The sequence below is a fragment of the Janthinobacterium fluminis genome, assembly GCF_028595325.1.
GTDB classification, from domain to species: domain Bacteria; phylum Pseudomonadota; class Gammaproteobacteria; order Burkholderiales; family Burkholderiaceae_D; genus Janthinobacterium; species Janthinobacterium fluminis.
Genome location: NZ_JAQQXR010000009.1, coordinates 119225 through 140519, shown reverse-complemented (window position 1 = coordinate 140519; position 21295 = coordinate 119225). Strand labels below are relative to the sequence as shown.

16 protein-coding genes and 2 riboswitches are annotated in these 21295 nt (G+C 67.8%); of the genes, 5 read left to right on the top strand and 11 right to left on the bottom strand.

Annotated features, from left to right (window positions below; genetic code table 11):
- Positions 1–36 precede the first annotated feature (36 nt).
- The 4 genes from OIK44_RS20530 to OIK44_RS20515 form a co-directional block, all read right to left on the bottom strand.
- Positions 37–1950: a putative bifunctional diguanylate cyclase/phosphodiesterase gene (locus OIK44_RS20530; protein ID WP_273673492.1), complete on the bottom strand. Its 1914-nt coding sequence runs from the start codon at positions 1948–1950 to the stop codon at positions 37–39.
- Positions 1947–2480: a YfiR family protein gene (locus OIK44_RS20525; RefSeq protein ID WP_273673491.1), complete on the bottom strand. Its 534-nt coding sequence runs from the start codon at positions 2478–2480 to the stop codon at positions 1947–1949. The genes OIK44_RS20530 and OIK44_RS20525 overlap by 4 nt, the downstream gene beginning before the upstream one ends.
- Positions 2470–4530 (bottom strand): TonB-dependent receptor plug domain-containing protein, encoded by a 2061-nt coding sequence (locus tag OIK44_RS20520; protein ID WP_273673489.1) that lies wholly within the window; start codon positions 4528–4530, stop codon positions 2470–2472. The genes OIK44_RS20525 and OIK44_RS20520 overlap by 11 nt, the downstream gene beginning before the upstream one ends.
- Positions 4531–4660: 130 nt before the next feature.
- Positions 4661–5059 (bottom strand): cupin domain-containing protein, encoded by a 399-nt coding sequence (locus OIK44_RS20515; RefSeq protein WP_273673488.1) that lies wholly within the window; start codon positions 5057–5059, stop codon positions 4661–4663.
- A gap of 184 nt (positions 5060–5243) precedes the next feature.
- Here OIK44_RS20515 and OIK44_RS20510 point away from each other — a divergent pair, with 184 nt between their 5' ends.
- Both OIK44_RS20510 and rnk read left to right on the top strand, forming a co-directional pair.
- The gene (locus OIK44_RS20510; protein WP_273673486.1) at positions 5244–5618 is read left to right on the top strand and encodes a nuclear transport factor 2 family protein; all 375 of its coding nucleotides are present in this window, start codon (positions 5244–5246) and stop codon (positions 5616–5618) included.
- A 211-nt stretch (positions 5619–5829) separates the two neighbouring features.
- On the top strand, positions 5830–6243 hold the full coding sequence (gene rnk / locus OIK44_RS20505; protein WP_273673485.1) for a nucleoside diphosphate kinase regulator: 414 nt from the start codon (positions 5830–5832) through the stop codon (positions 6241–6243).
- A gap of 10 nt (positions 6244–6253) precedes the next feature.
- Here rnk and mgtA read toward each other — a convergent pair whose 3' ends face one another.
- The 5 genes from mgtA to gcvT form a co-directional block, all read right to left on the bottom strand.
- Entirely contained in the window at positions 6254–8938 is a 2685-nt protein-coding gene (gene mgtA, locus OIK44_RS20500; protein ID WP_273673483.1) for a magnesium-translocating P-type ATPase, read from the bottom strand.
- Between the two features lie 45 nt (positions 8939–8983).
- The gene (locus OIK44_RS20495) at positions 8984–9667 is read right to left on the bottom strand and encodes a hypothetical protein (protein WP_273673481.1); all 684 of its coding nucleotides are present in this window, start codon (positions 9665–9667) and stop codon (positions 8984–8986) included.
- Positions 9668–10110: 443 nt separating this feature from the next.
- On the bottom strand, positions 10111–12996 hold the full coding sequence (gcvP, locus tag OIK44_RS20490; RefSeq protein ID WP_273673479.1) for an aminomethyl-transferring glycine dehydrogenase: 2886 nt from the start codon (positions 12994–12996) through the stop codon (positions 10111–10113).
- Positions 12997–13113: 117 nt separating this feature from the next.
- Positions 13114–13494 (bottom strand): glycine cleavage system protein GcvH, encoded by a 381-nt coding sequence (gene gcvH, locus OIK44_RS20485; RefSeq protein WP_273673477.1) that lies wholly within the window; start codon positions 13492–13494, stop codon positions 13114–13116.
- 47 nt (positions 13495–13541) lie between these two features.
- Entirely contained in the window at positions 13542–14663 is a 1122-nt protein-coding gene (gene gcvT / locus OIK44_RS20480) for a glycine cleavage system aminomethyltransferase GcvT (protein WP_273673475.1), read from the bottom strand.
- Between the two features lie 77 nt (positions 14664–14740).
- A riboswitch (glycine riboswitch) is annotated at positions 14741–14849 on the bottom strand.
- A 23-nt stretch (positions 14850–14872) separates the two neighbouring features.
- Positions 14873–14959: riboswitch (glycine riboswitch) on the bottom strand.
- Positions 14960–15163: 204 nt separating this feature from the next.
- On the opposite strand from gcvT, the gene OIK44_RS20475 reads away from it, so the two are divergent.
- Positions 15164–15724 carry an ATP-dependent Clp protease proteolytic subunit gene (locus OIK44_RS20475; RefSeq protein ID WP_273673472.1) on the top strand — a complete coding sequence of 187 codons (561 nt, stop codon included), beginning with the start codon at positions 15164–15166 and terminating at the stop codon, positions 15722–15724.
- 180 nt (positions 15725–15904) lie between these two features.
- On the opposite strand, the gene OIK44_RS20470 is transcribed toward OIK44_RS20475, so the two are convergent.
- Both OIK44_RS20470 and OIK44_RS20465 read right to left on the bottom strand, forming a co-directional pair.
- Positions 15905–16156, bottom strand: a complete 252-nt coding sequence (locus tag OIK44_RS20470; protein WP_273673470.1) for a hypothetical protein — start codon at positions 16154–16156, stop codon at positions 15905–15907.
- 42 nt (positions 16157–16198) lie between these two features.
- A complete protein-coding gene (locus OIK44_RS20465) occupies positions 16199–17917 on the bottom strand; it encodes a methyl-accepting chemotaxis protein (protein ID WP_273673468.1) in 1719 nt (572 codons plus the stop codon).
- Between the two features lie 280 nt (positions 17918–18197).
- On the opposite strand from OIK44_RS20465, the gene OIK44_RS20460 reads away from it, so the two are divergent.
- Positions 18198–20384: a DUF1631 family protein gene (locus tag OIK44_RS20460; RefSeq protein ID WP_273673467.1), complete on the top strand. Its 2187-nt coding sequence runs from the start codon at positions 18198–18200 to the stop codon at positions 20382–20384.
- 136 nt (positions 20385–20520) lie between these two features.
- Positions 20521–21117 carry a phosphatase PAP2 family protein gene (locus tag OIK44_RS20455; RefSeq protein WP_273673466.1) on the top strand — a complete coding sequence of 199 codons (597 nt, stop codon included), beginning with the start codon at positions 20521–20523 and terminating at the stop codon, positions 21115–21117.
- Positions 21118–21295 lie beyond the last annotated feature (178 nt).

Below are 21295 nucleotides of genomic sequence, written 5' to 3'. Positions count from 1 at the left end.
TGGCCGGGGCGGCTTTTTTTCGTCCCGCCGCGATGTCTACGGCGCCGCCTGCGCGCCCGGGCGCCAGTCCTGGCGCTCGCGCAGCAGCGCCGTCAGCTGCGCCGCCGCCATCGGCCGCGCGTAATGGTAGCCCTGCACGATGTCGCAGCCGGCGCGGCGCAAAAAGTCCGCCTGTTGCGCCGTTTCGACGCCCTCGGCGACGACCCGCAGGTTCAGGCTGTGCGCCATCGCGATGATGGCGGTGGCGATCGGCTCGCCGTCGCCGGGCAGGTCGTGCACGAAGCTGCGGTCGATCTTCAATTGGTCGATCGGGAAGCGCTTCAGGTAGGACATCGACGAGTAGCCGGTGCCGAAGTCGTCGATCGACAGGTGGATGCCGGCGTCCTGGAGGCGCTGCATCAGTTCGACGTTGGCGTGCACGTTCTCCATCAGGACGCCCTCGGTGATCTCCAGTTCCAGCAGGCCGACCGGCAGCGCCGTTTCGTCCAGGACGGCGCGGATGTCGGCCATCAGGCCGCTGTCGCGGGTCTGGCAGGCCGACAGGTTGACGGCCACGTGCTCGACCGAGTCGAGCAGGCCGTCGCGGCGCCACGCGGCCGCCTGGCGGCAGGCCGTCTGCAGCACCCAGCGTCCGAGCGGCACGATGATGCCGCTTTCCTCGGCGACGGGAATGAATTCGGCCGGGCTGAGCGGCCCCAGTTCCGGGCAGGTCCAGCGCGTCAGCGCCTCGATGCCGACGATGCGCCCGCTGCGCAGGTCGATCTGCGGCTGGTAGTGCAGGTACAGCTCGTCGTTGCTGAGCGCCTTGCGCAGGTTGCTCTCCATCGCCAGGCGTTTTTGCGCGCGCAGCTCCATCTCCGGGACGAAGGCGGAGTAGCAGTTCTTGCCCTTGTTCTTGGCGTGGTACATGGCCGTGTCGGCGCTGCGCGTGAGCGTTTGCGCGTCGCGCGCGTCGACCGGGTAGAGGCTCACGCCGATGCTGGCGCTGACGTACAGCTGGTGGCTGTCGAGCGTGAACGGGGCCGCCAGCGCGGCCAGGATCTTGCGCGCCACGCAGGCAACCTCGGAGGCGTCGTCGGCCGGTTCGACCAGCACGACGAATTCGTCGCCGCCGATGCGGCAGATGATGTCGCTGGCGCGCAGTATCGCCACCAGCCGCTGCGCCACCAGTTTCAGCAGGACGTCGCCGCAGTTGTGGCCCAGCGTGTCGTTGACGACCTTGAAGTTGTCCAGGTCCAGCAGCAGCAGGCCGACGCTGCTTTCCTGGCGGTCGGCGCGGGCCAGCGCGAACGCCAGGCGCTCGTTGAACTCGTGCCGGTTCGGCAGTTCCGTGACGGGGTCGACGTGGGCCAGGTAGTGCAGATGGGCTTCGGCGTGGCGCACCGTCTGGCGGGTGCGCGTGACCATCAGGTAGGCCAGCAGGAAGGAGCACAGCGCGACGGCCAGCGTGAAGCCGGCGTAGGTGCTCAGGCGCTGGTACAACTGGGCCATGCCGGCCCGTATCATGACCGAACCGATCGGCCCGCCGTTGGCCTCGATCGGTTCCAGCACTTCGACGAAGTTGGCGCGGTAGCGGAATTTTTCGCTCAGCAGCTGGGTCGACGGCATGCCCAGGATGGGCGCGTCGGCGCGCCGGTAGTGGGCGAACAGGGCGCCGCCGGCGCCGAAGATGCCGGCGTTGTGCACGCTCGGCGAGGCCGCCAGGCCGGCCAGGATTTCCTCGCCGGCGCGCTGGTCGGCGAACAGCAGGGCGGCGCCGCTGTTGTTGCCGACCATGCGCGCCTGGATGCGCAAGTCTTCCACCAGCGCGCTGCGCAGCGCGATGAACTGGAACAGGATCAGCATGATGCTGGCCACCGCCATCATCACGCCCGAGGTGATCAGGTTCAGGCGCGCCATTTTGCTGCCGATCAGGCGCGCCGGGCCGTTCAGCTTCAGGGCCTCGATCATTGCACGCTCCTGGCCAGGCGCAGCAGCTTCGAGCTCAAGGTCAGGCGCGCCTGGCGCAGCACGGCCAGGTCGACGTCGAAGCCGATGCGCTTGTTTTCGACGCTGAGCGCGATCGCCATGCCGTCGGCGCGGTCGTCGGAGACGGTCAGCACGCTGGCGCCGGCCAGCTCGCGGCGCACCTGGCTCCAGCGCTCGCGGTCCTGGCTGTCGAGCACGAGGATCTGGCAGCCGCGCAGGCTGGCCGCGCCGCCCAGCGCGCGCACGCCGACCTTGTGGCCGTTGACCAGCTTGTCGCTCAGCGCCGTCAGCGCCGGCTGCAGGGTGTTGCCCTGGTAGACGCAGATGGTCATCGCGGCGCCGCTGGGCAGCGCGTCCGGCGGCCAGTCGGTGAACACGGCGAAGTTGAAGACGAAGGCGGCCTTCAAATCGTATTCCGGCACGGCCTGGGCCAGCGCCGGCGCCGGCCATTGCAGGCATAGCAGCGCCAGCAGCGCGCCGGCGCAGTTGCCGGGGGTGCGCTTAAAACGCATGGTTGACCGTCACGCGCGCGCAGCGGCCGTCCTGTTCGAGCTTGTCCTGGCGCTGCGAGCGGGGGGCGGGGTCGACGTAGCGGCGGTCGAAGACGTTGTAGAGTCCGAAGGCGACGTCGACATGGCGCGTCAGCGCGGCCGAGAAGATGTTCAGGTTGGCCAGCCAGTAGCCGCCGGTGCGCGCGCGCAGCGTGTCGCGCGGGCCGACATACTGGAGCTCGGCGCCGGCGCGCCAGGGCGAGTTCCACAGCGGCGTCGCCAGATTGATCTTGGCCAGCTGGCCGGGCGAATTGACGGCGCTGGCGCCGGCGTCGTCCTGGCGCAGCTGCTGCCAACTGTAGCTGGCGCGCAGCGTGGCCGCCCGCCAGCGCCGCTCGTATTCGATTTCGACGCCGCGCGCCCGGTTGCCGGAGGCGTTGCTGAAGTAGGGCAGGCCGGTGCCGGCGTCGAGCGCCTGCGAGATCAGGCCGCTGACCTGGTTCTGGAAGACGCTGACGGTGACGCGCTCGTTGCGGCGCAACTGCTGGATCAGCGCCAGTTCGCTGCTGCGGATGCGCTCGCGCCGCAGCTCCGGATTGGCGCTTTGCCCGCCGCGGCCGGGCAGGGCGTAGTACAGCTCGTAGTTGTTCGGCTCGCGGTAGGCGGTGCCGTGCATGGCCTTCAGCGTGGTGCCGGGGCCGGCCTGCCAGATCAGCGCCAGGCGCGGGCTGTAGGCGGCGCCGCTGCGCGCGTGGTGGTCGTAGCGCAGGCCGGCGTTCAGCAGCAGGTCGGCGCGCAGGCTCACCTCGTCCTGCAGGTACAGGCCGAAGCGCTTGCTGTGGCGCTCGTCGCGCAGGTAGTCGACGTGGGGCGCGACGTCGAAGCTGAACTGTCCCAGGCGGTAGTCGCGGCGGTACTCGGCGCCGGCCACCAGCTTGTGGCCGGGGAGCGGCGCGGCGACGACGCTCAGGTCGAAGCCCCACCAGCGGCTGGAGCTGCCGTCGTGGTTCACGCGCTCCCTGGGGACGTCGTAGATATAGTCGCCGACCGAGTCGAAGCGGCCCCAGTACAGGCGGGCGGCCAGCGCGGCGCCGGACGGCAGGACGCTGCGGTAGCCCAGGTCCAGATAGGTCTGCGTGTCGATGGTGCGCGAGCGCTCGTCGCCGAAGCTTTGCTCGAACGAGGCGGTGGGGATGCCCTTGCTGCGCTCGGCGTGCTGCAGCGACAGCTCGAACGGGCCGCCGCCGCCCTTGGCGAAGAAGCGCTGGCCGCTTTCGTAGTCGAGCCGGCGCGCCACGCCGTTGCCGTTTTCCGGCTGGTCGAATTCGGCGAAGTACAGGTCCCGGCCGTCGCTCTTGTAGCGGCTGGCCGAGAGCAGCACGGCGCGGCCCTGCTGGTCGCTCCAGCCGTAGCTGGCGCTGCCCTTGCGGGCGCCGGACTGGCCGGCCGCGACGCCGAGGCGGGCGCCGGCCAGGTCCTGCGGCCGCTTGGTGATGACGTTGATGACGCCGAAAAAGGCGTTCGCGCCGTAGATCGACGAGCCGGGGCCGGGCACGTACTCGATGCGCTCGATCAGCTCCAGGTCGAGCGGGAACTCGCCGCCCATCGGGGCCTGGTCGTAGACGGCGTCGTTGATGCGCTTGCCGTCGATTTGCAGCAGGAAGCGGGTGTTGTAGTCGCCCGGGCGCAGGAAGCTGCGGGCGCCCAGATAGCTGTAGTTGCGGTCATAGCTGATGTACAGGCCGCGCACGCTGCGCAGCACGTCGGCCAGCGTGCGCCAGCCGAAGTCGCGGATGTCGGCGGCGCTGATGACGGACACGGTGGACGGCGCCTGGCTGGCCGGCTGGAGGAATTTCGAGGCGCTGTACACTTCCATCGACAGCAGTTGTTCGATCGGCAGCGTGGTCAGGTCGCGGGCGCCGTCCTGCGCCTGCGCCGGCGCATCGGCCAGCGCCGCGCGCGGCACCTGCAGCAGTAGCAGCGCGGCGGCGCCGCGCCAATGCGGCGCGGCCCAGCGCGGCCCCGCGCGCCGCAGCGCGGCGCCATCCTTTGAAACACCGTCCGCAGCCATGCTTTTCACGTTCCAGTCTGGTGAAATACGATGTGAGCCGGAACTCCCAACGTCATCTGTTAGTCACGGCGACATCTTGTCATTTCACAGCGGGAAAGTACAGGGCTTGTGGTTTTTTTCGCCCTCCGCCTTACTCGGCCGGGCTGCCCAGCGGCTTGCCCTTTTCGACGACATACACGCCGACCACGCGCAGCGTCGCCGCGCCGGTGTTTTTGGCGTCGTGGACGGTGCCGGCGGGGACCACAAACGCGTCGCCGGCTTTCAGCGGGCGCGGCGCGGCGCCGTCGATCAGCAGTTCGCCTTCGCCTTCGAGCACATAGCTGATCTCGTCGCCCGGATGCGTGTGGCGCCCGGCCACGCCGCCGGGCGCCAGCTCGACCCGCGCCACGACGGCTTCGCGGTGCGGCACGGAGACGTCGGCCCGTTCGATGACAGTGCGTTTGATGGCGCCGCTTTGCGCGGTGGCGACGGCGCCGGCGGCGCACAGCAGCAGCGCCAGCGCGGCGCGGGGCAGGGAAGTCAGTCTCATGTCGGTGTCAGCGGCGCCGACGGCCGGGGAGCCGGCGCCAGGCGGCCGCAGCCTTTCTGGAAGAAGGTGGGGGTGTGTGAATTCTGGCACAAAACCCGGCCGGGAAATCACGCTCTTACGGTTTGTCCTATAATCCATTTGCCAATGTTGCAGTTTTTGATTTCGCATGCGAAGGGACGGACCGTTGGAACTGAATAGCAGGGAAGTGATTGAAGCGTATTGGTTGCACGCAAACGCGCGCAACTGGCCGGCCTTTGCCACCCTGCTGGCCGCCGATATCGTCTATGAGCTGCCGCAGACGCGCCAGCGCATCCGCGGCCGGGACGCTTGCGCGGCATTTAATGCCAGCCACCTGGACCAGTGGCAGATTGAACTGCTGCGCCTGCTTGTCGACGGCGCCCGCGCCGTGTCGGAGGTGGCCTTGACGCGCGACGGCGAGACGGCCACCGGCATTGCCTTCTTCGACATTGCAGGCGGCCAGATCAGCCGCGTCGTCGAGCACTGGCCGCTGCCCCGCGCGGCGCCGGCGCGGCCGGCGGCCGGCGTCGAACATGACTAGCCGCGGGCGAGGCGGCGGGTATTTCCGTATTTGCGACGCGCTTTGTCCAAATCCGGCGCGCGCCGGCGCGCGCCCTGGCCTTCGTCCGGCGCTTCGTCCATAATCCGCTGACGACGGGCGAACGGCTCGGCCGTCTTGCCGCCGGCGCGCCGCGCGCCCGGCCCATGCAGAGCATCTGCACCACCTAATTATCGATATGAGCGAGGAACCCTTGGATAAGAGCCCAAAAATCATTTTGTCATCGCAGGATCTGGACCGGCTGGAAACGCTGCTTTACTCCTTCGGCAACAAGCTGTCGCCCGACAAGGCGGCGCTGCTGGAAGAGCTGGGCCGCGCCGAAGTGCTGGAGCCGCAGGAGATCCCGCCGACGGTGGTGACGATGAATTCGACGGTGCGCTTCACGATGGAGGACTCGCAGGAAGCGTTTTGCATGACGCTGGTCTACCCGAAAGACCTGGAGGGCGGCGCCGACCGCATCTCGGTGCTGGCGCCGGTGGGCAGCGCGCTGCTCGGCCTGTCGGTCGGCGACAGCATCGCCTGGCCGCGCCCGGGCGGGGGCGCGATCAAGGTCCAGATCGTCGAGATCGTCTACCAGCCGGAGCGGGCCGGCGAGTTCCACCGCTAACCCGGCGCGCTTACTGCCAGCCGAATTTGCGCAGGTAGAAGCGCTTCATCAGCGTCGTCAGCGCGACGTAGCCGGCCAGGATGGCCAGCAGCCACGCGAAGTAGGCCGGCGGCAGCGCCTGCAGCTTGAAGTAGCCGGCCAGCGCCCCCATCGGCAGGTAGAGGCCGATGGCCATGATCAGCGCCGTCGCGGCCAGCAGCGGCAGCGCGGCGATGCTGGCGATGAAGGGCAGCTTCGGCGTGCGGATCAGGTGCACGATCAGCGTTTGCGTCAGCAGGCCGACGACGAACCAGCCGGACTGGAACAGCGTCTGCTGCGCCGCCGTGTCGGCGCCGAACACATGCCACATCAGCGCGTAGGTGGCGATGTCGAACACCGAGCTGATCGGCCCGAAATACACCATGAAGCGGCCGATGTCGCGCGGATTCCAGCTGAGCGGCTGCTGCACCAGCTCGGCGTCGACGTTGTCGAAGGGGATGGCGATCTGCGACACGTCGTACAGCAGGTTTTGCACCAGCAGGTGCAGCGGCAGCATCGGCAGGAAGGGCAGGAAGGCGCTCGCCACCAGCACGGAAAAGACGTTGCCGAAGTTCGAGCTGGCCGTCATGCGGATGTACTTGAGCATATTGCTGAAGGTGCGGCGGCCCTCGATGACGCCTTCCTCCAGCACCATCAGGCTCTTTTCCAGCAGGATGATGTCGGCCGCCTCCTTGGCGATGTCGACGGCCGAGTCGACCGAAATGCCGATGTCGGCCGCGCGCAGGGCCGGCGCGTCGTTGATGCCGTCGCCCATGAAACCGACGATGTGGCCGCGGCTGCGCAGCGCCAGCACCAGGCGCTCCTTGTGCAGCGGGCTGAGCTTGGCAAACACGCTGTTGCGCTCGGCCGCGTCGGCCAGCGCGGCGTCGTCGAGCGCGTCGAGCGCGCCGCCCAGCAGCACGCCGTCGACGGCCAGTCCCACGTCGCGGCAAATCTTCGCCGTCACCAGCTCGTTGTCGCCGGTCAGCACCTTGACGGCGACGCCATGCGCGGCCAGCGCGCGCAGCGCCGGCGCCGTCGACTCCTTCGGCGGGTCGAGGAAGGCGACATAGCCGATCAGCGTCAGCTCCACCTCGTCGGCGACGCCGTATTCGCTCTTGTGCGGCGGCGCTTCCTTGACGGCCACGGCGACGACGCGCAAGCCCTCCGCGTTCAGCGCGTGGGTCAGGCCCAGCACGCGCGCCAGCATCGGCGCGTCGAGCGGCAGGTCGCGGCCGTCGTGGCGCACGTGGCTGCAGGCGGCGAGGATTTCCTCGACGGCGCCCTTGCAGATCAGCTCGTGGTGGTCGTCGCGCTCGGAGACGACCACCGACATGCGCCGGCGCACGAAGTCGAAGGGGATCTCGTCGACCTTGCGGTAGTCCCGCGCCAGGTTCAGTTCCGTTTGCAGCTCGACGTGGTCGAGCACGGCGCGGTCGAGCAGGTTTTTCAGGCCGGTCTGGTAATGGCTGTTGAGGAAGGCGAAGCGCAGCACCTCGTCCGACTCGGCGCCGAATGCGTCGGTGTGGCGCTCCAGCAGGATTTTATCCTGGGTCAGCGTGCCGGTCTTGTCGGTGCACAGCACGTTCATCGCGCCGAAGTTCTGGATCGCGTCGAGGCGCTTGACGACCACCTTTTTCTTCGCCAGCAGCACGGCGCCCTTGGCCAGCGTGCTGGTGACGATCATCGGCAGCATCTCCGGCGTCAGGCCGACGGCGACCGACAGCGCGAACAGGAAGGCGTCGCTCCAGTCGCCCTTGGTGAAGCCGTTGACGAGGAAAACCAGCGGCGCCATCACCATGGCGAAGCGGATCAGCAGCCAGCTGACGCTGTTCACGCCCGCCTCGAAAGCCGTCGGCGCGCGTTCCGTGGCGCCGACGCGGCTGGCGATGACGCCGAAATAGGTGCGCTTGCCGGTGCTCAGCACCAGCGCCGTGGCCGCGCCCGAGATCACGTTCGTCCCCATGAACAGCAGATTGGCCAGCTCCAGCGGATTGTTGTCGGCCGGGCCGGGCAGCTCGGCGCTTTTCTCCACCGGCAGCGATTCGCCCGTCATCGCCGCCTGGCTGACGAACAAATCCTTGGCCGCGAGCAGGCGGCAGTCGGCCGGGATCATGTCGCCGGCCGACAGCACGATGACGTCGCCGGGCACCAGCAGCTTGATCGGCAGCTCGCGCTGCACGCCGCCGCGCAACACCGTGGCCGTGTTGCTGACCATCGCCTTCAGGCGTTCGGCGGCGCGGTTCGAGCGGCCCTCCTGGACGAAGCGCAGCAAGGTCGACAGCAGCACCATCGTGCCGATCACGACCGTCGCCTTGGGATCTTCGGTCAGCCAGGAGACGACGGCGAGCACCGTCAGCAGCAGGTTGAAGGGATTCTTGTAGCACAGCCACAAGTGCTGCTGCCAGGCCAGCGGCTTCTCGTGCTCGACCTCGTTCGGGCCGCTGAGCGCGGCGGCGCCGCGCGCCTCGGCGTCGCTCAGGCCCGCCTCGCGCGAAGCCAGGCGCAGCAGCGCGGCGGCGGCGGTTTCGTGGGCGGCCAGCGCCAGTTCGTGCGCCAGTTGATCGGGCACGGCGCGCGGCGCGGCGGGCGCCAGCGGCATCGCGCGGCGGCGGAACTGGCTGACCGTGTGGCGCTTGCGCAGGAAGGATGCGAACAGCTGCTTGAAGAGATTCATGGCTCTTCCTTTCAAAAAAATGTGACTGGTGCGGCGTGGCCGCGCTTAGTGCAGGAAGGTGTCGCTGCTCAGCACGAGGCCGATGGAAAACACGGTTTCCTTGTTGTGGCGGCCGAAGCGCTCGCCGAAGGCGGCGTCGATTTGCAGCCGCTCCGGAACCAGGTAATGGCGCAGGCCCAGTTGAATATGCGGGCGGCCGCGGTGCTGGCCGAACAGTTCGGCGCTCAGCGTCGAGCGCGCGCCCAGTGCGGTTTCCGCGGCCAGGCCCCAGCTGACGGCGTGGCGCCGGCCGTCGTACTCGCGCAGCCAGCCGAGGTTGGCGTGCAGGAGCAGGGCGTCGCCGCGCAGCGACACGCTGAGCGGCACGTTTGCCGACAGATCGCCGGCCGGGCCGGCGCCGCGGCGGAACTGGTTCGCCAGCACCAGGCCGACGCCCCAATCGTCGCGGGCGAGGGCGCGAAACACGGTTTTCGCCTGCATCTGCACGGCGCCGGGCGCCGCGGCGCCGGCGGCGCGGGAGGCGCCCAGTGCCAGTTCCCAGTCGCCGCCGAAGTTGCAGGCCGGCACGGCCCAGAGCTCGGCGCGGCCGTCCGTGCGCTGGGCCCAGGTTTCCAGTTGGCAGCCGCCAGCGGGCAATATGCTGGCATCGTCCACCGTCATCGGGCGGGCCGCCCGGACGTCGGGCGCAGCCAGCGCCAGTGTCAGCGCCAGGGCGCCGACGGTTTGCATGGGCGCAGCCATGCGATGCAAGGGCTTGCGCCTTGCGAAGTCATACCAGATCATCACCGTCTCCTGAATGAACAGGGAGTACAGGCGAGACTTGAACCTAAATGGTTAGCGCGATGCCATTGCCATTCAATCCGGTCAGTAGCCGAAAAAACAATACGAAATAGGGAGGATGCATGCGACGTGGCCTGCTGGCCGCGCGAGACACCGAACCTTGCTCAGCAAGGAACGGAGAAGAGGAAGTCCGTGTTCTTGCTGAGATTAATCGCCGATTGAAGATCGACTACTGTCACTAGAACAAGTACCCACGTGGGACTCCGAAAATTAATAATGCCCGCATAGTAGATTCGATGCGGCACCGTTGTCAAGCGAAAAAGCCGGGGCAGGCCCCGCTCCCCAGGCAATGCGTGCCTGGAAATTGCGGCCTGTCCCCGGCTGTCGGGGGCTTACTCGTAGTCGCTCATCGGCGCGCAGCCGCAGAACAGGTTGCGGTCGCCGTAGACGTTGTCGGCGCGGCCCACCGGCGGCCAGTACTTTTGCTTGCGCAGCGAGGGCACGGGGAAGGCCGCCACTTCGCGGCTGTACTTGTGCGCCCAGACGTCGGCCGTCAGCACTTCCGCCGTGTGCGGCGCGCCTTTCAGCGGGTTGTCTTCGCGGTCGAATTCGCCGTTCTGCACTTGCGCGATTTCCGAGCGGATGACGATCATCGCATCGATGAAGCGGTCGATTTCCACTTTCGATTCGCTTTCGGTCGGCTCGATCATCAGCGTGCCCGGAACCGGGAAGCTCATCGTCGGCGCGTGGAAGCCGAAGTCCATCAGGCGCTTGGCGACGTCTTCGTTGCTGATGCCGGTGGCGTCGGTCAGCGGACGCAGGTCGATGATGCATTCGTGCGCGACCAGGCCGTCGTGGCCCGAGTACAGCACCGGGTAGTGCGGCGACAGGCGGCGGGCGATGTAGTTCGCCGCCAGGATCGCCGTTTCGGTGGCGGCGGTCAGGCCCTCGGCGCCCATCATCGCGATGTACATCCACGAGATCGGCAGGATGCTGGCCGAGCCGAACGGCGCCGCGCTGACCGCGCCGATGCCGGAGGCGTCGCGCTGGTAGCCGCTGGAGCGCTGGTTCGGCAGGAACTTGGCCAGGTGGGCGCCAACGCCGATCGGGCCGACGCCCGGGCCGCCGCCGCCGTGCGGGATGCAGAAGGTCTTGTGCAGGTTGAGGTGGCTGACGTCGCCGCCGAAGCTGCCCGGCGCGGCCACGCCGACCAGCGCGTTCATGTTGGCGCCGTCGATGTAGACCTGGCCGCCGTGCGCGTGGATGATCTCGCATAGTTGCTGGATACCTTCCTCGAACACGCCGTGGGTGGACGGGTAGGTGACCATCACGCAGGCCAGGTTGGCGCTGTGCTGTTCGGCTTTCGCCTGCAAGTCGGCCAGGTCGACGTTGCCGCTGGCGTCGCAGGCGGTGACGACGACCTGCATGCCGACCATGTTGGCCGAGGCCGGGTTGGTGCCGTGCGCCGACGAGGGGATCAGGCAGATGTTGCGGTGGCCTTCGCCGCGCGATTCATGGTAGGCCTTGATGACCAGCAGGCCGGCGTACTCGCCCTGCGAACCGGCGTTGGGCTGCAGCGAGACGGCGGCGTAGCCGGTCAGCGCGCACAGCATCTCTTCCAGCTGGGCGATCATTTCGCGGTAGCCCACGGTCTGCGCGTCCGGCGCGAACGGGTGGATGCTGGAGAACTCCGGCCAGGTGACGGGGATCATTTCGCTGGTGGCGTTCAGCTTCATCGTGCACGAGCCGAGCGGGATCATGGTGCGGTCCAGCGCCAGATCCTTGTCGGCCAGGCTGCGCAGGTAGCGCAGCATTTCGTGTTCCGAGTGGTGGGTGTTGAACACCGGGTGGTCCAGGTAGCTGCTGGTGCGGGCCAGCGCGGCGGGGAAGGCGTTTTGCACGCCCGCTTCGACGGCGTCGAAGTCCGGCGCCGGCACGCTGCCGTTGGCGAAGATGTTCCACAGCACGGCCAGGTCGTCGCGGGTGATGGTTTCGTCGAGCGAGACGCCGACGTGCTTGGCGTCGACCTTGCGCAGATTGACGCCGGCCGCCACGGCCGCCGCGTGCAGTTGCTCGGCGCGGTCGGTTTCGATGGTCAGCGTGTCGAAGAAGCTGGCGTTGGCGATGCCGTAGCCGAGCGTGCGCAGGTTGGCGGCCAGGATGCCGGTGTAGCGGTGCACGCGCCGGGCGATCTGCAGCAGGCCGGCGGGGCCGTGGTAGACGGCGTACATCGAGGCCATGACGGCCAGCAGCACTTGCGCGGTGCAGATGTTCGAGGTGGCTTTTTCGCGGCGGATGTGCTGCTCGCGCGTTTGCAGGGCCAGGCGGTAGGCCTTGTTGCCTTGTGCGTCGATGGTGACGCCGACCAGGCGGCCGGACATGCTGCGCTTGAATTCGTCGCGGGTCGACAGGTAGCCGGCGTGCGGGCCGCCGAAGCCGAGCGGCACGCCGAAGCGCTGGCTGTTGCCGACGACCACGTCGGCGCCCCATTCGCCCGGCGGCGCCAGCATGGTCAGCGCCAGCAGGTCGGCGGCGACGATGACCATCGCGCCGTTGGCGTGCAGGTGCTCAACGCCGGCGCGGTAGTCGCGCACGACGCCGTTCACGCCAGGGTATTGCAGCAGGGCGCCGAAGCAGCTGTCGAGCCTTTCCAGTTCGCTCGGGGCGAAGGTGCGCACTTCGATGTTCAGCGGCTTGGCGCGGGTCTGCACCACTTCCAGCGTTTGCGGCAGCACGTCGTCGGCGACGTACAGCACGTTCGACTTGGACTTGCCGACGCGCTGGATCAGCGTCATCGCCTCGGCCGCGGCGGTGCCTTCGTCGAGCATCGAGGCGTTCGAGATGCCCATGCCGGTCAGGTCGGTGATCACTTGCTGGAAGTTCAGGATGGCTTCCAGGCGGCCCTGGGAAATCTCCGGCTGGTAAGGCGTGTAGGCGGTGTACCAGGCCGGGTTTTCGAAGATATTGCGCAGGATGACGGCCGGCGTGTGGCTGTTGTAGTAGCCCTGGCCGATCAGCGACTTCAGCACGCGGTTTTTCGAGGCCAGCGATTTGAGCTGCGCCAGCGCGGCCGTTTCCGGCATCGGCGCGGAGTACTGGCCGAGCGGCAGCGCGCCCTTGTTGCGGATGTTGGCCGGCACCAGCGCGTCGATCAGCGCGGCGCGCGAGGCGTAGCCGAGGGTCGAGAGCATGGCTTCCTGCTCGGAGGCGGAAGGGCCGATGTGGCGGGCGATGAAGGCATCGCGGGCTTCAAGTTGGGTCAGGCTGGTGCGGGTCATTTTGTAGGGGCCAATAAGAGACTGAGTCGCCGGCGGCAAGGGGCTGGCGGCAGGTGTAGGGAAGGGCGGCGCGGGAAAACAGGCGGGCCGCAAAAGCGGCCCGCATTACAGCTCTGCTTACTCGGCGGTGTTCTTGCCGTAGGCGGCGGCGTCGAGCAGGCCGTCGAGCGCCGACACGTCGCTCGGCTTGATCTTGAACAGCCAGGCGGCGAAGGCGTCGGCGTTGATCGATTCCGGCGCGTCGGCGACGGCGTCGTTGACGGCCACGACTTCGCCGGCGATTGGCGCGTAGATGTCGCTGGCGGCCTTGACCGACTCAACGACGGCGGCGTCGTCGCCGGCGCCGTAGGTTTTGCCGACGCTTGGCAGTTCGACGAAGACGATGTCGCCCAGCGCGTCCTGCGCGTATTCGGTGATGCCGATGGTGACGGTGCCGTCAGCTTCCAGGCGCGCCCATTCGTGGGACTCGGTGTACTTCAGGTCTGCGGGGATGTTCATGTGTCGCTCCAGTCAAAAATGTCGGGGGTATTGTTATTTTTTAAAAATCAGGCAAGCAGGATTTTGCCGTTGCGCACGAACGGCAGTTTGACCACGGTGGCGGCCAGTTTCTTGTTGCGGATTTCGACGTGCACGGTGTCGCCCAGGGCCACGCCGTTCGGCACGCGCGCCAGAGCGATGGCCTGCTGCATGGTCGGGCTGAAGGTGCCGCTGGTGATTTCGCCGACGCTGTCGCTGCCGGCGACGACGACTTTCTGGTGGGCGCGCAGCACGCCGCCCTTTTCGCGCAGGATCAGGCCGACGAACTGGGCGTTCTGGCCCATCGCCCGCAGGGCCGCCTTGCCGATGAAGTCGCGCTCGCTGACCAGGTCGATGGTCCACGCCAGGCCGGCGTCGAGCGGATTGACCGTCTCGTCCATGTCCTGGCCGTACAGATTCATGCCCGCCTCCAGGCGCAGCGTGTCGCGCGCGCCCAGGCCGGCCGGCTTGACGCCGGCCGCCAGCAGCGCGTTCCACAGCGCCTCGACCTGGCTGGCCGGCACGCCCAGCTCGAAGCCGTCTTCGCCGGTGTAGCCGGTGCGCGCCACCATCACCTCGCCGAAGGCGGTGTCCTTGACGATGACGGCGTTAAATGGCTTCAAGCCCTCCGATGGCGCCTGGGTGTCCGGCAGCACCTGCCAGACCTTGGCGCGGGCGTTCGGGCCTTGCACGGCCAGCAGCGCCATCGGATCGGCGCCGTCGCGGCGCTCGGTGATCGTGACGCCGCTGTTGCTGGCCTCGTTCTGCGCCTTGATCCAGGCGATGTCCTTGGTGGCGGTGCCGGCGTTGACGACCAGGCGGAACCAGCTTTCGTTCATGAAGTAGACGATCAGGTCGTCGATGACGAAGCCTTGCGGGTTCAGCATGCAGGAGTACAGCGCCTTGCCGCTCACTTGCAGCTTGTCGACGTTATTCGCCAGCAGGCCGCGCAGGAAAGGGCGGACCTGGTCGCCTTCCAGGTCGACGACGCACATGTGCGAGACGTCGAACATGCCGACGTCGCTGCGCACCGCGTGGTGTTCCTCGATTTGCGAGCCGTAGTTGACGGGCATGTCCCAGCCGCCGAAATCAACCATGCGGGCGCCGGCGGCACGGTGGGCCTTGTTAAGTGGGGTCGCTTGAAGCGTCATGAAATCCTCGGGGCCAGTGGTAAAGGGGTTAACGGAGCAAACAAGGAATGGCGTTGCAGCCAATTCCGCATGTGATCGCTGACCCCTCTGTCCTTGGTACCTGAGAGATTGCGGGAAAGGGTCTTCCCGTCGCACCTTCGGTGGATCGCCGGCGTTGTGCCGCGACCGCTCTCCAGAGTTGAGCCGGTGCGCTCCAGTGAGCGCCGCCGGTCCCTTGATCGGTCCTTTTGCCTGAGAGTTTTTGGGTGGTGCCCCTTCGGCGGCAGCGCAAGGCTGCCCTCTCCCGATCAAGAGTGCAGAATATATGCCAGCGGCCCCTTCCTGTCAATCTGTTCGGCTGCGCGGCAGTGGCGGAAAAGCAGCGCTCGCGGTTGCTTGACGGCGTTGTTGCGGCGCGTAAAATCGGTTCCTGTGCCGCGCGCGCCTGCTGCGCTTGTGTCAAACTTGGCGCTTGCCTATTTGCTAAAATCAATCATTCCCACTTTTTTAAAGTGACTGCCATGAGCGATGATCAAGAAAAGATGGAGGGACATGCCTACTTTACGCTGTCTGGCGACGTCAACAGCGATATGGTCAGGCGGGTGTTCGATGCGGTGGCGGACATGAGCGAGGACAAGGTTACCACGGCCCATGTCCTGATCCAGTCGAACGGCGGCTATGTCAGCGACGGCATCTGTCTGTACAATTTCCTGAGCCAGTTGCCGATCACTTTCGTCACCTACAACGCCGGCGCCGTGGCGTCGATCGCCGTCACGCTGTTCCTGGCCGGGAAGCGGCGCTACGCCAGCGACACGGCGCGTTTCATGGTGCATAAATCGCATGCCACGGCCTCGCCCGGCGCCCGTCCCGACGCGCTGAAAATCATCGTCGACGGCTTGCGCGCGGACGACCTGCGCACCGAGCAAATCCTGAAAAAACACGTCGAACTGACGCAGGAGCACTGGCTGGTGCACGCCTATTCGGATCTGCACCTGACGTCGCAGGAAGCCTTGGGCGTCGGCTTGATCAACGGCGTGGCCAATTTCGCGCCGCCCAAGGGGCAGCGCCTGAGCAATATCTGAGGGTGGAGCGGCTTGCCGTGGCGGCGAGCCCGCGGCGGCGGGCTCGACCAAGTTTTCGGTATAGGGTCACATCCGGCACGCCTGTAGGGGAAATGTTGACGCCTGTTGCCAGGAAAAACACATCCGGGTTCGGGCTGGGGTGCCCGAACCGCTTTCCTGCCGGCGCCGGACTGGCGCGCCTCAACGCTCGGTTTTATTGCCTGGGCGGTGAAGCAGATGGTCCAGCTGCTCGGAGGCGTTGCCGCCGGACTGTTTGCTGTTGCCCGCGTTGCCGCCCGATTGCTTGTTGGCGTCGTTCTTGTGGCTTTGGCGGCCGGCCTCGACGTGCTGCTCGTGGGTGCCGCCGCGCGTGCGCGTGCCTGCGCCGTCCTTGCGGTTCTCTTGTGCATCGGACTGCTTGTTGCCCTGGCTGCCTTTCTGGTTCGCGTTCATATTGTTTCCTTTCGTGTGGGTGGGGAATGCACTGTCCGGAGCTCAGTGCTGGCCGGGAGCACGGCGCCCCCGTGGCAAATGCGTTTCCGGTGACGCAATGGTGCGATCCTGGGTCAGGAGCGCAAGATCCGGGTGTGCGGCGGCCGGGACCGGCCCCGCTTGCTGGGTGTGGCGCGCCGCCGCGCGGCGCGCCTGGGGGCTGTCGGCCGGCGTCACCGTGAAGGTGTCGACGACCTCGCCGAGCAGGCCGGTTTGTGCGCGCATCGCGGCCGCGGCCGTGGCGGCCTGTTCCACCAGCGCCGCGTTTTGCCGCGTCGTCTCGTTCAGCGCCGCGACGGCCGCGCCGACCTGGCGCAGCGCGACCGTCTGGGCGCCGCTGGCGTCGGCGATGGCGCCGATGAGGGCGTTGACACCGTGCACGCTGCCGACCACCTGCTGCATCGTGCGGCCGGCCTGCTCGGCCATGTCCGCGCCGCGCGCGACCTGGTCGACGGAGGCGCTGATGAGCACCTTGATTTCGCGCGCCGCCGCCGCGCTGCGCTGGGCCAGGTTGCGCACCTCGGCGGCGACGACGGCGAAGCCGCGGCCCTGCTCGCCGGCCCTGGCCGCCTCGACGGCCGCGTTCAGGGCCAGGATATTGGTCTGGAAGGCGATGCCGTCGATCACGCCGATGATGTCGGCGATCTTGCTCGACGCCTCGTGCAGCGCGGACATCGTGTGCACGACGCTGGCGACGTCGGCGCCGCCTTTGGCCGCCACCTCCGAGGCCGACAGCGCCAACTCCCGGGCGCGCACGGCGTCGGCGGCGTTGTGCTCGACGGTGGCGCCCAGTTGCTCCATGGCCGCCGCCGTTTGCGCCAGCGCCGCCGCCTGCCCCTCGGTGCGCCGCGCCAGGTCGCGGTTGCCGGCGGCGATGTCGGCGGCGGCGCCGGCCAGCGCCGCCGTGCCCGCGCGCACCTTGCCGATGGCCGCGCGCAGGCTGGCGTTCATGTCCTGCATGGCTTGCAGCAACTGGCCCGTTTCGTCGCGCCAGCGGGCGCCGATGTGCTCCGTCAGGTCGCCGCCGGCGATGCGCCGCGCCGCCTGCACGGCCTGGTGCAGCGGCGTGGCGATGGCCCGCGCCAGCCACAGCGCCAGCAGCGCGCCGATCGCCGTGGCGGCCGCCAGCAGCGCGGCCACCCACAGGCGCGCGCCCGCATAGGCGGCGTCGGCGCCGGCGCCGGCGCGCACGCCGCCGTCGACGTTGATCGCCACCAATTCGTCGATCTGCGCGTTCATCGCCTCGAACAGCCGTTGCGACGGCCCCAGCAAGGCGGCCTGGGCCTCGTCCTTGCGGCCGGCCTTCGACAGCGCCAGCAGCGCCGCGTGCTCGACGCCATAGCCTTGCCAGTGCCGGTCCAACTGGGCGAACACGGCGCGCTGGCGCACTTCGCCCAGGCGCCTGGCGAAACGCTGGCGGTTGTGCTGGTAACTGGCCCAGGCCAGCGCCGCCTTCCTGTCGATGGCGACGATGGCCTCGGCCTCGCCGTCGGCGGCGAGGATGTGCTGCAACTCCCAGCGGCGCACTTCCTGCAGGTCGTTCCTGAGCGCCAGCACCTCGATCGTCGCCGGCAGCCAGGTCGCCGACAGCAGCGCCGCCGCCTGGCGCATGTCGCCCATGCGCAGCAGCGCCGCCACGCCCAGCAGCACCGTCAGCGCGAGCACGCAGGCGAAGCCGCCGAGCAGCTTGGGCGCCGTGTTGAGGTTGCGGAAATAGCTCATCGTGGTCCTTCGGGCGAAGTTTGGGCCCGGCTTTGTTATGGTATGGAAACGACCACGGCCATTGTTGACTACCGTCAAGAGAGCGCCTGAGCGGACGCAGTGTTCTTTTCGGATGGAAAATTTGCGCTGCGACAGTTGTTTGTTTCATTTTGGCCATTGCCTTATGGCAATAGCATGCAAGAATGGCGTATTGCGGCAGATTCCGTATGCCGCCCCTAGCGTTTCCTGGCAGGTCATCATGCTTTCACATTCGACAACTGGCGCAGTGCCGAAAAAGGCGGTGACGCCGCGGCATGCCTTGTTGGAAAGCCTGATCGGCATCGCCTCCCAGCACGTCAACGAACAATTGCTGGCGCTGGCCGGGCGTCTGGCCGCCGCCTTGCTCGACGCCGGCGGGGCCGGCGACGCGCGCGCCGTGCACCGGCGTTTCAAGGCCGGCAATCTGCTCAAAAGCAATAGCTACGCCTTCCTGCACCTGGCCTCGGCCAAGCTGGAGCGGGCGGTGCGGCTGGAGCTGGCGCGGCTGGCGCCGGGGCAGGCGGCGCGCACGCCGGCCCAGGCCATGACGCTGGTGCCCTACGAGGAAATGGATAGCCAGGTCGCCTTCGGCGTGCTGGCCCGGCCGTTCGAGCTGCTCTACGCCGACCAGCTGGCCACGCTCAATGTGCGCCTGGCCTTCCTGCTCGACCGCGGCATTTTGCGGCCCGGCCAAAACCCTTTCCGTCCCGAGGTCTTCCTCTCGGCGCTGCACGACGCGTGGTGCGCGTTCGACGCGGACGCGGAATCGCAGCCCCTGCTGCTGCCGCTGTTCAGGCCGGGCCTGTTTCTCGATCTGGGGCCCATGCTCGACGCGCTCAACCTGACGCTGATGCAAAAAGGCGCGACGCCCGGCGCGGCGCCCCAGCACGGCCGCCGCGCCGACAGCCACGACGCCACGCCGAAGGCGGCGAGGGCGCCGGCCCAGGTTGCGCTGGCACAACAGCTGCGCCAGTATTTTTCCCGGGGCGAGATGGCCATGCCGGAGCTGTCGCTGCCCGGCTTGCCGGCCGCCGCCGGCTGGCAGCAGGGCGCGGCCGAGGGCTTCCACGGCGCCGTCGACAACGAATTGCTGCACAGGCTGAGCCAGGTCGGCGCGAAACAGCCGCTGCTGTCCTATCTGGCGCGCCTGCAGGCGGCGCCCGGCGAGGCCGGCGAGGCCGCGCCGGCGCTCCCGCACAATGTCATCTACCTGCCGAAAATCAAGGAAAGCGCGCCCCAGGGCAGCCTGAGCCGCGCCGACGAAAGCACCATCGACTTGCTGTCGGCCATATTCGAGACTGTGTTCCAGGACAAGAACATCTCGCAGGAAATCCGCGACCTGATCCGCTTTCTGCAGATTCCCGTGCTCAAGGCGGCGCTGGTCGACAAGGATTTCTTTTTCCAGGAGGCGCATCCGGCGCGGCGCCTCATCGACTTGCTCTCGCGCACAGGCTGGGAGCAGCGCAAGGGGCCGGAAGACCCCCTGTTCCAGGCCATGCAGCGCAGCGTCGAGCGGGTCGGGCGCGACTTCGACCACGAGCTGTCGGTCTTTGCCGAGGCCGTGACGGAGCTGGAGGCGTCCATCCAGGCCGAGGAGCAGGCGGCCGCGACGGCCATCGCCGAGCCCATCGCCAGCGCCCTCAAGCAGGAAAAGCTGGCGCTGGCGGCGCGCGAGGCGAAGCAGGCCGTGGCGCTGCGCATAGGCAGCGGCGAGGTGCTGGCCGTCGTCGAAACCTTCCTGGAAAACAAATGGGTGTCGGTGATGACGATCGCCTACAGCGTCGAAGCGGAACGGACCGGCGCCGTCGGCAACGCCACGCGGACCATGGATGAATTGATCTGGAGCGTCAAGCCGAAGCCGGCGGCCGAGGAGCGGCGCCTGTTGATCGGCAAGCTGCCGGCGCTGCTGGCGGGCTTGAACAAATGGCTGGACATCATCAAATGGCAGGACGCCGAGCGCCTGCAATTTTTCGCCGAATTGGCCGAATGCCACGCCTCCATCGTCCGCGCGCCGCTGGAGCTGTCGCCCGAGCGGCAAGTCGAAATCGCGCTGGAAGTGGCGCAGCAGGCGGCGCAGCGCCGCCTGGCCCGGCACAGCCAAGGCGCCGCCGAGGCGGAGGCGCCGGCCGACGCCGCCGTCGCCACAGTCGCCGCCCTGCAGCGCAATATGTGGATGGCCTTCGCGCAAGAGGGCGGCGCCGCGCGCAAGGTCAAGCTGGTCTGGATCAGTCCCCTGCGCACCCTGTTCATCTTTTCCGCCGACGCCAGGCGCGAAGCGTTTTCGCTGTCGGGGGAGGCGTTGGCCCAGCAGTTCCGCGCCGGGCGCGTCGACGTCATCGAGGCCGACGGGGCCGTCGGCCGGGCGCTGCAGCAAGCCCTTGAACAGGCGGCCGCCGGCGACGCCGGACTGCAGGGAACGAAGTTCGACTTTCAGGAAATAAGTTCTTGAAAACCGGCGGCCGTTTGCGCCGCCGCGCACGTTTGTGGAAGCGTTCCCGGCTGTATCGTGGCATAGTAGAGCCTCTTTGTCGCGTGGAAGTTGTCGAATAATGATGTGGTGGACAGGATTGAGTTTGGTGGGCAGCATGGCTGTCATGGCCCCCGCGGGCTTGGCGATCGCGCTGTGGTTGGCCGGCGGCAAGACATGGCGCCTGGCGCTGGAGTGGTGCCTGCTGTTCGGCGTCGGCATGGCGCTGGTGGTGGTGACCAAGGTCTTGTTCATCGGCTGGGGCATCGGCAGCGCCACGCTGGAGTTCGCCGGCATCAGCGGCCACGCGATGCGCGCCGGCGCCATCCTGCCGGTGGCGTTTTTCGTGATCCTGAAAGGCGCCCGGCCCGGCCTGCGCGGCCTGGGCGTCGTCGCCGGCGTCGCGCTGGCCCTGCTGATTTCCGTTTCGCGGGTGCAGGTGAACGCCCATTCCTCGTCCGAGGCGATCAGCGGCTCCCTGCTGGGCTTGCTGTTGGCCGGCATCTTCCTGTACCGGGCCGGCGCCATGCGCGAGCTGGTCCTGAGCCGCACGCTGGTGGCGCTGAGCCTGTGCGGCCTGCTGTTGACGCCGAACGTAGAGCCCGTGCCGACGGAACAATGGCTCACCGAGCTGGCCCTGCATTTGTCGGGGCGCGAGCGGCCTTTCGAGCGCAGCGACTGGAAACTGGCGCAACGCCATCCCCTGTTCCGCTAGGAGCGCGGGGCGCGCACGCCGCAGGCGTTTTTCGGCCAGAATGAGGCCGTGAAATGGTATGATGAGCCACTTTTCACAGGCGTAAATTTGCGGGCCCGACTTGGCCCGCAAGGCTGAATCCACTTCTGCCGCCTTTTCCCTTGAGAAAACAATGCCAGTCGAGGCGAGGAACTTTACA

What these genes read in the sequence shown, in the direction of transcription:
- OIK44_RS20530 (WP_273673492.1), bottom strand. Translation starts at nt 1,950, where the DNA reads ATGATCGAGGCCCTGAAGCTGAACGGCCCGGCGCGCCTGATCGGCAGC.
- OIK44_RS20525 (WP_273673491.1), bottom strand. Translation starts at nt 2,480, where the DNA reads ATGCGTTTTAAGCGCACCCCCGGCAACTGCGCCGGCGCGCTGCTGGCG.
- OIK44_RS20520 (WP_273673489.1), bottom strand. Translation starts at nt 4,530, where the DNA reads ATGGCTGCGGACGGTGTTTCAAAGGATGGCGCCGCGCTGCGGCGCGCG.
- OIK44_RS20515 (WP_273673488.1), bottom strand. Translation starts at nt 5,059, where the DNA reads ATGAGACTGACTTCCCTGCCCCGCGCCGCGCTGGCGCTGCTGCTGTGC.
- mgtA (WP_273673483.1), bottom strand. Translation starts at nt 8,938, where the DNA reads ATGAATCTCTTCAAGCAGCTGTTCGCATCCTTCCTGCGCAAGCGCCAC.
- OIK44_RS20495 (WP_273673481.1), bottom strand. Translation starts at nt 9,667, where the DNA reads ATGCAAACCGTCGGCGCCCTGGCGCTGACACTGGCGCTGGCTGCGCCC.
- gcvP (WP_273673479.1), bottom strand. Translation starts at nt 12,996, where the DNA reads ATGACCCGCACCAGCCTGACCCAACTTGAAGCCCGCGATGCCTTCATC.
- gcvH (WP_273673477.1), bottom strand. Translation starts at nt 13,494, where the DNA reads ATGAACATCCCCGCAGACCTGAAGTACACCGAGTCCCACGAATGGGCG.
- gcvT (WP_273673475.1), bottom strand. Translation starts at nt 14,663, where the DNA reads ATGACGCTTCAAGCGACCCCACTTAACAAGGCCCACCGTGCCGCCGGC.
- OIK44_RS20475 (WP_273673472.1), top strand. Translation starts at nt 15,164, where the DNA reads ATGAGCGATGATCAAGAAAAGATGGAGGGACATGCCTACTTTACGCTG.
- OIK44_RS20470 (WP_273673470.1), bottom strand. Translation starts at nt 16,156, where the DNA reads ATGAACGCGAACCAGAAAGGCAGCCAGGGCAACAAGCAGTCCGATGCA.
- OIK44_RS20465 (WP_273673468.1), bottom strand. Translation starts at nt 17,917, where the DNA reads ATGAGCTATTTCCGCAACCTCAACACGGCGCCCAAGCTGCTCGGCGGC.
- OIK44_RS20455 (WP_273673466.1), top strand. Translation starts at nt 20,521, where the DNA reads ATGGCTGTCATGGCCCCCGCGGGCTTGGCGATCGCGCTGTGGTTGGCC.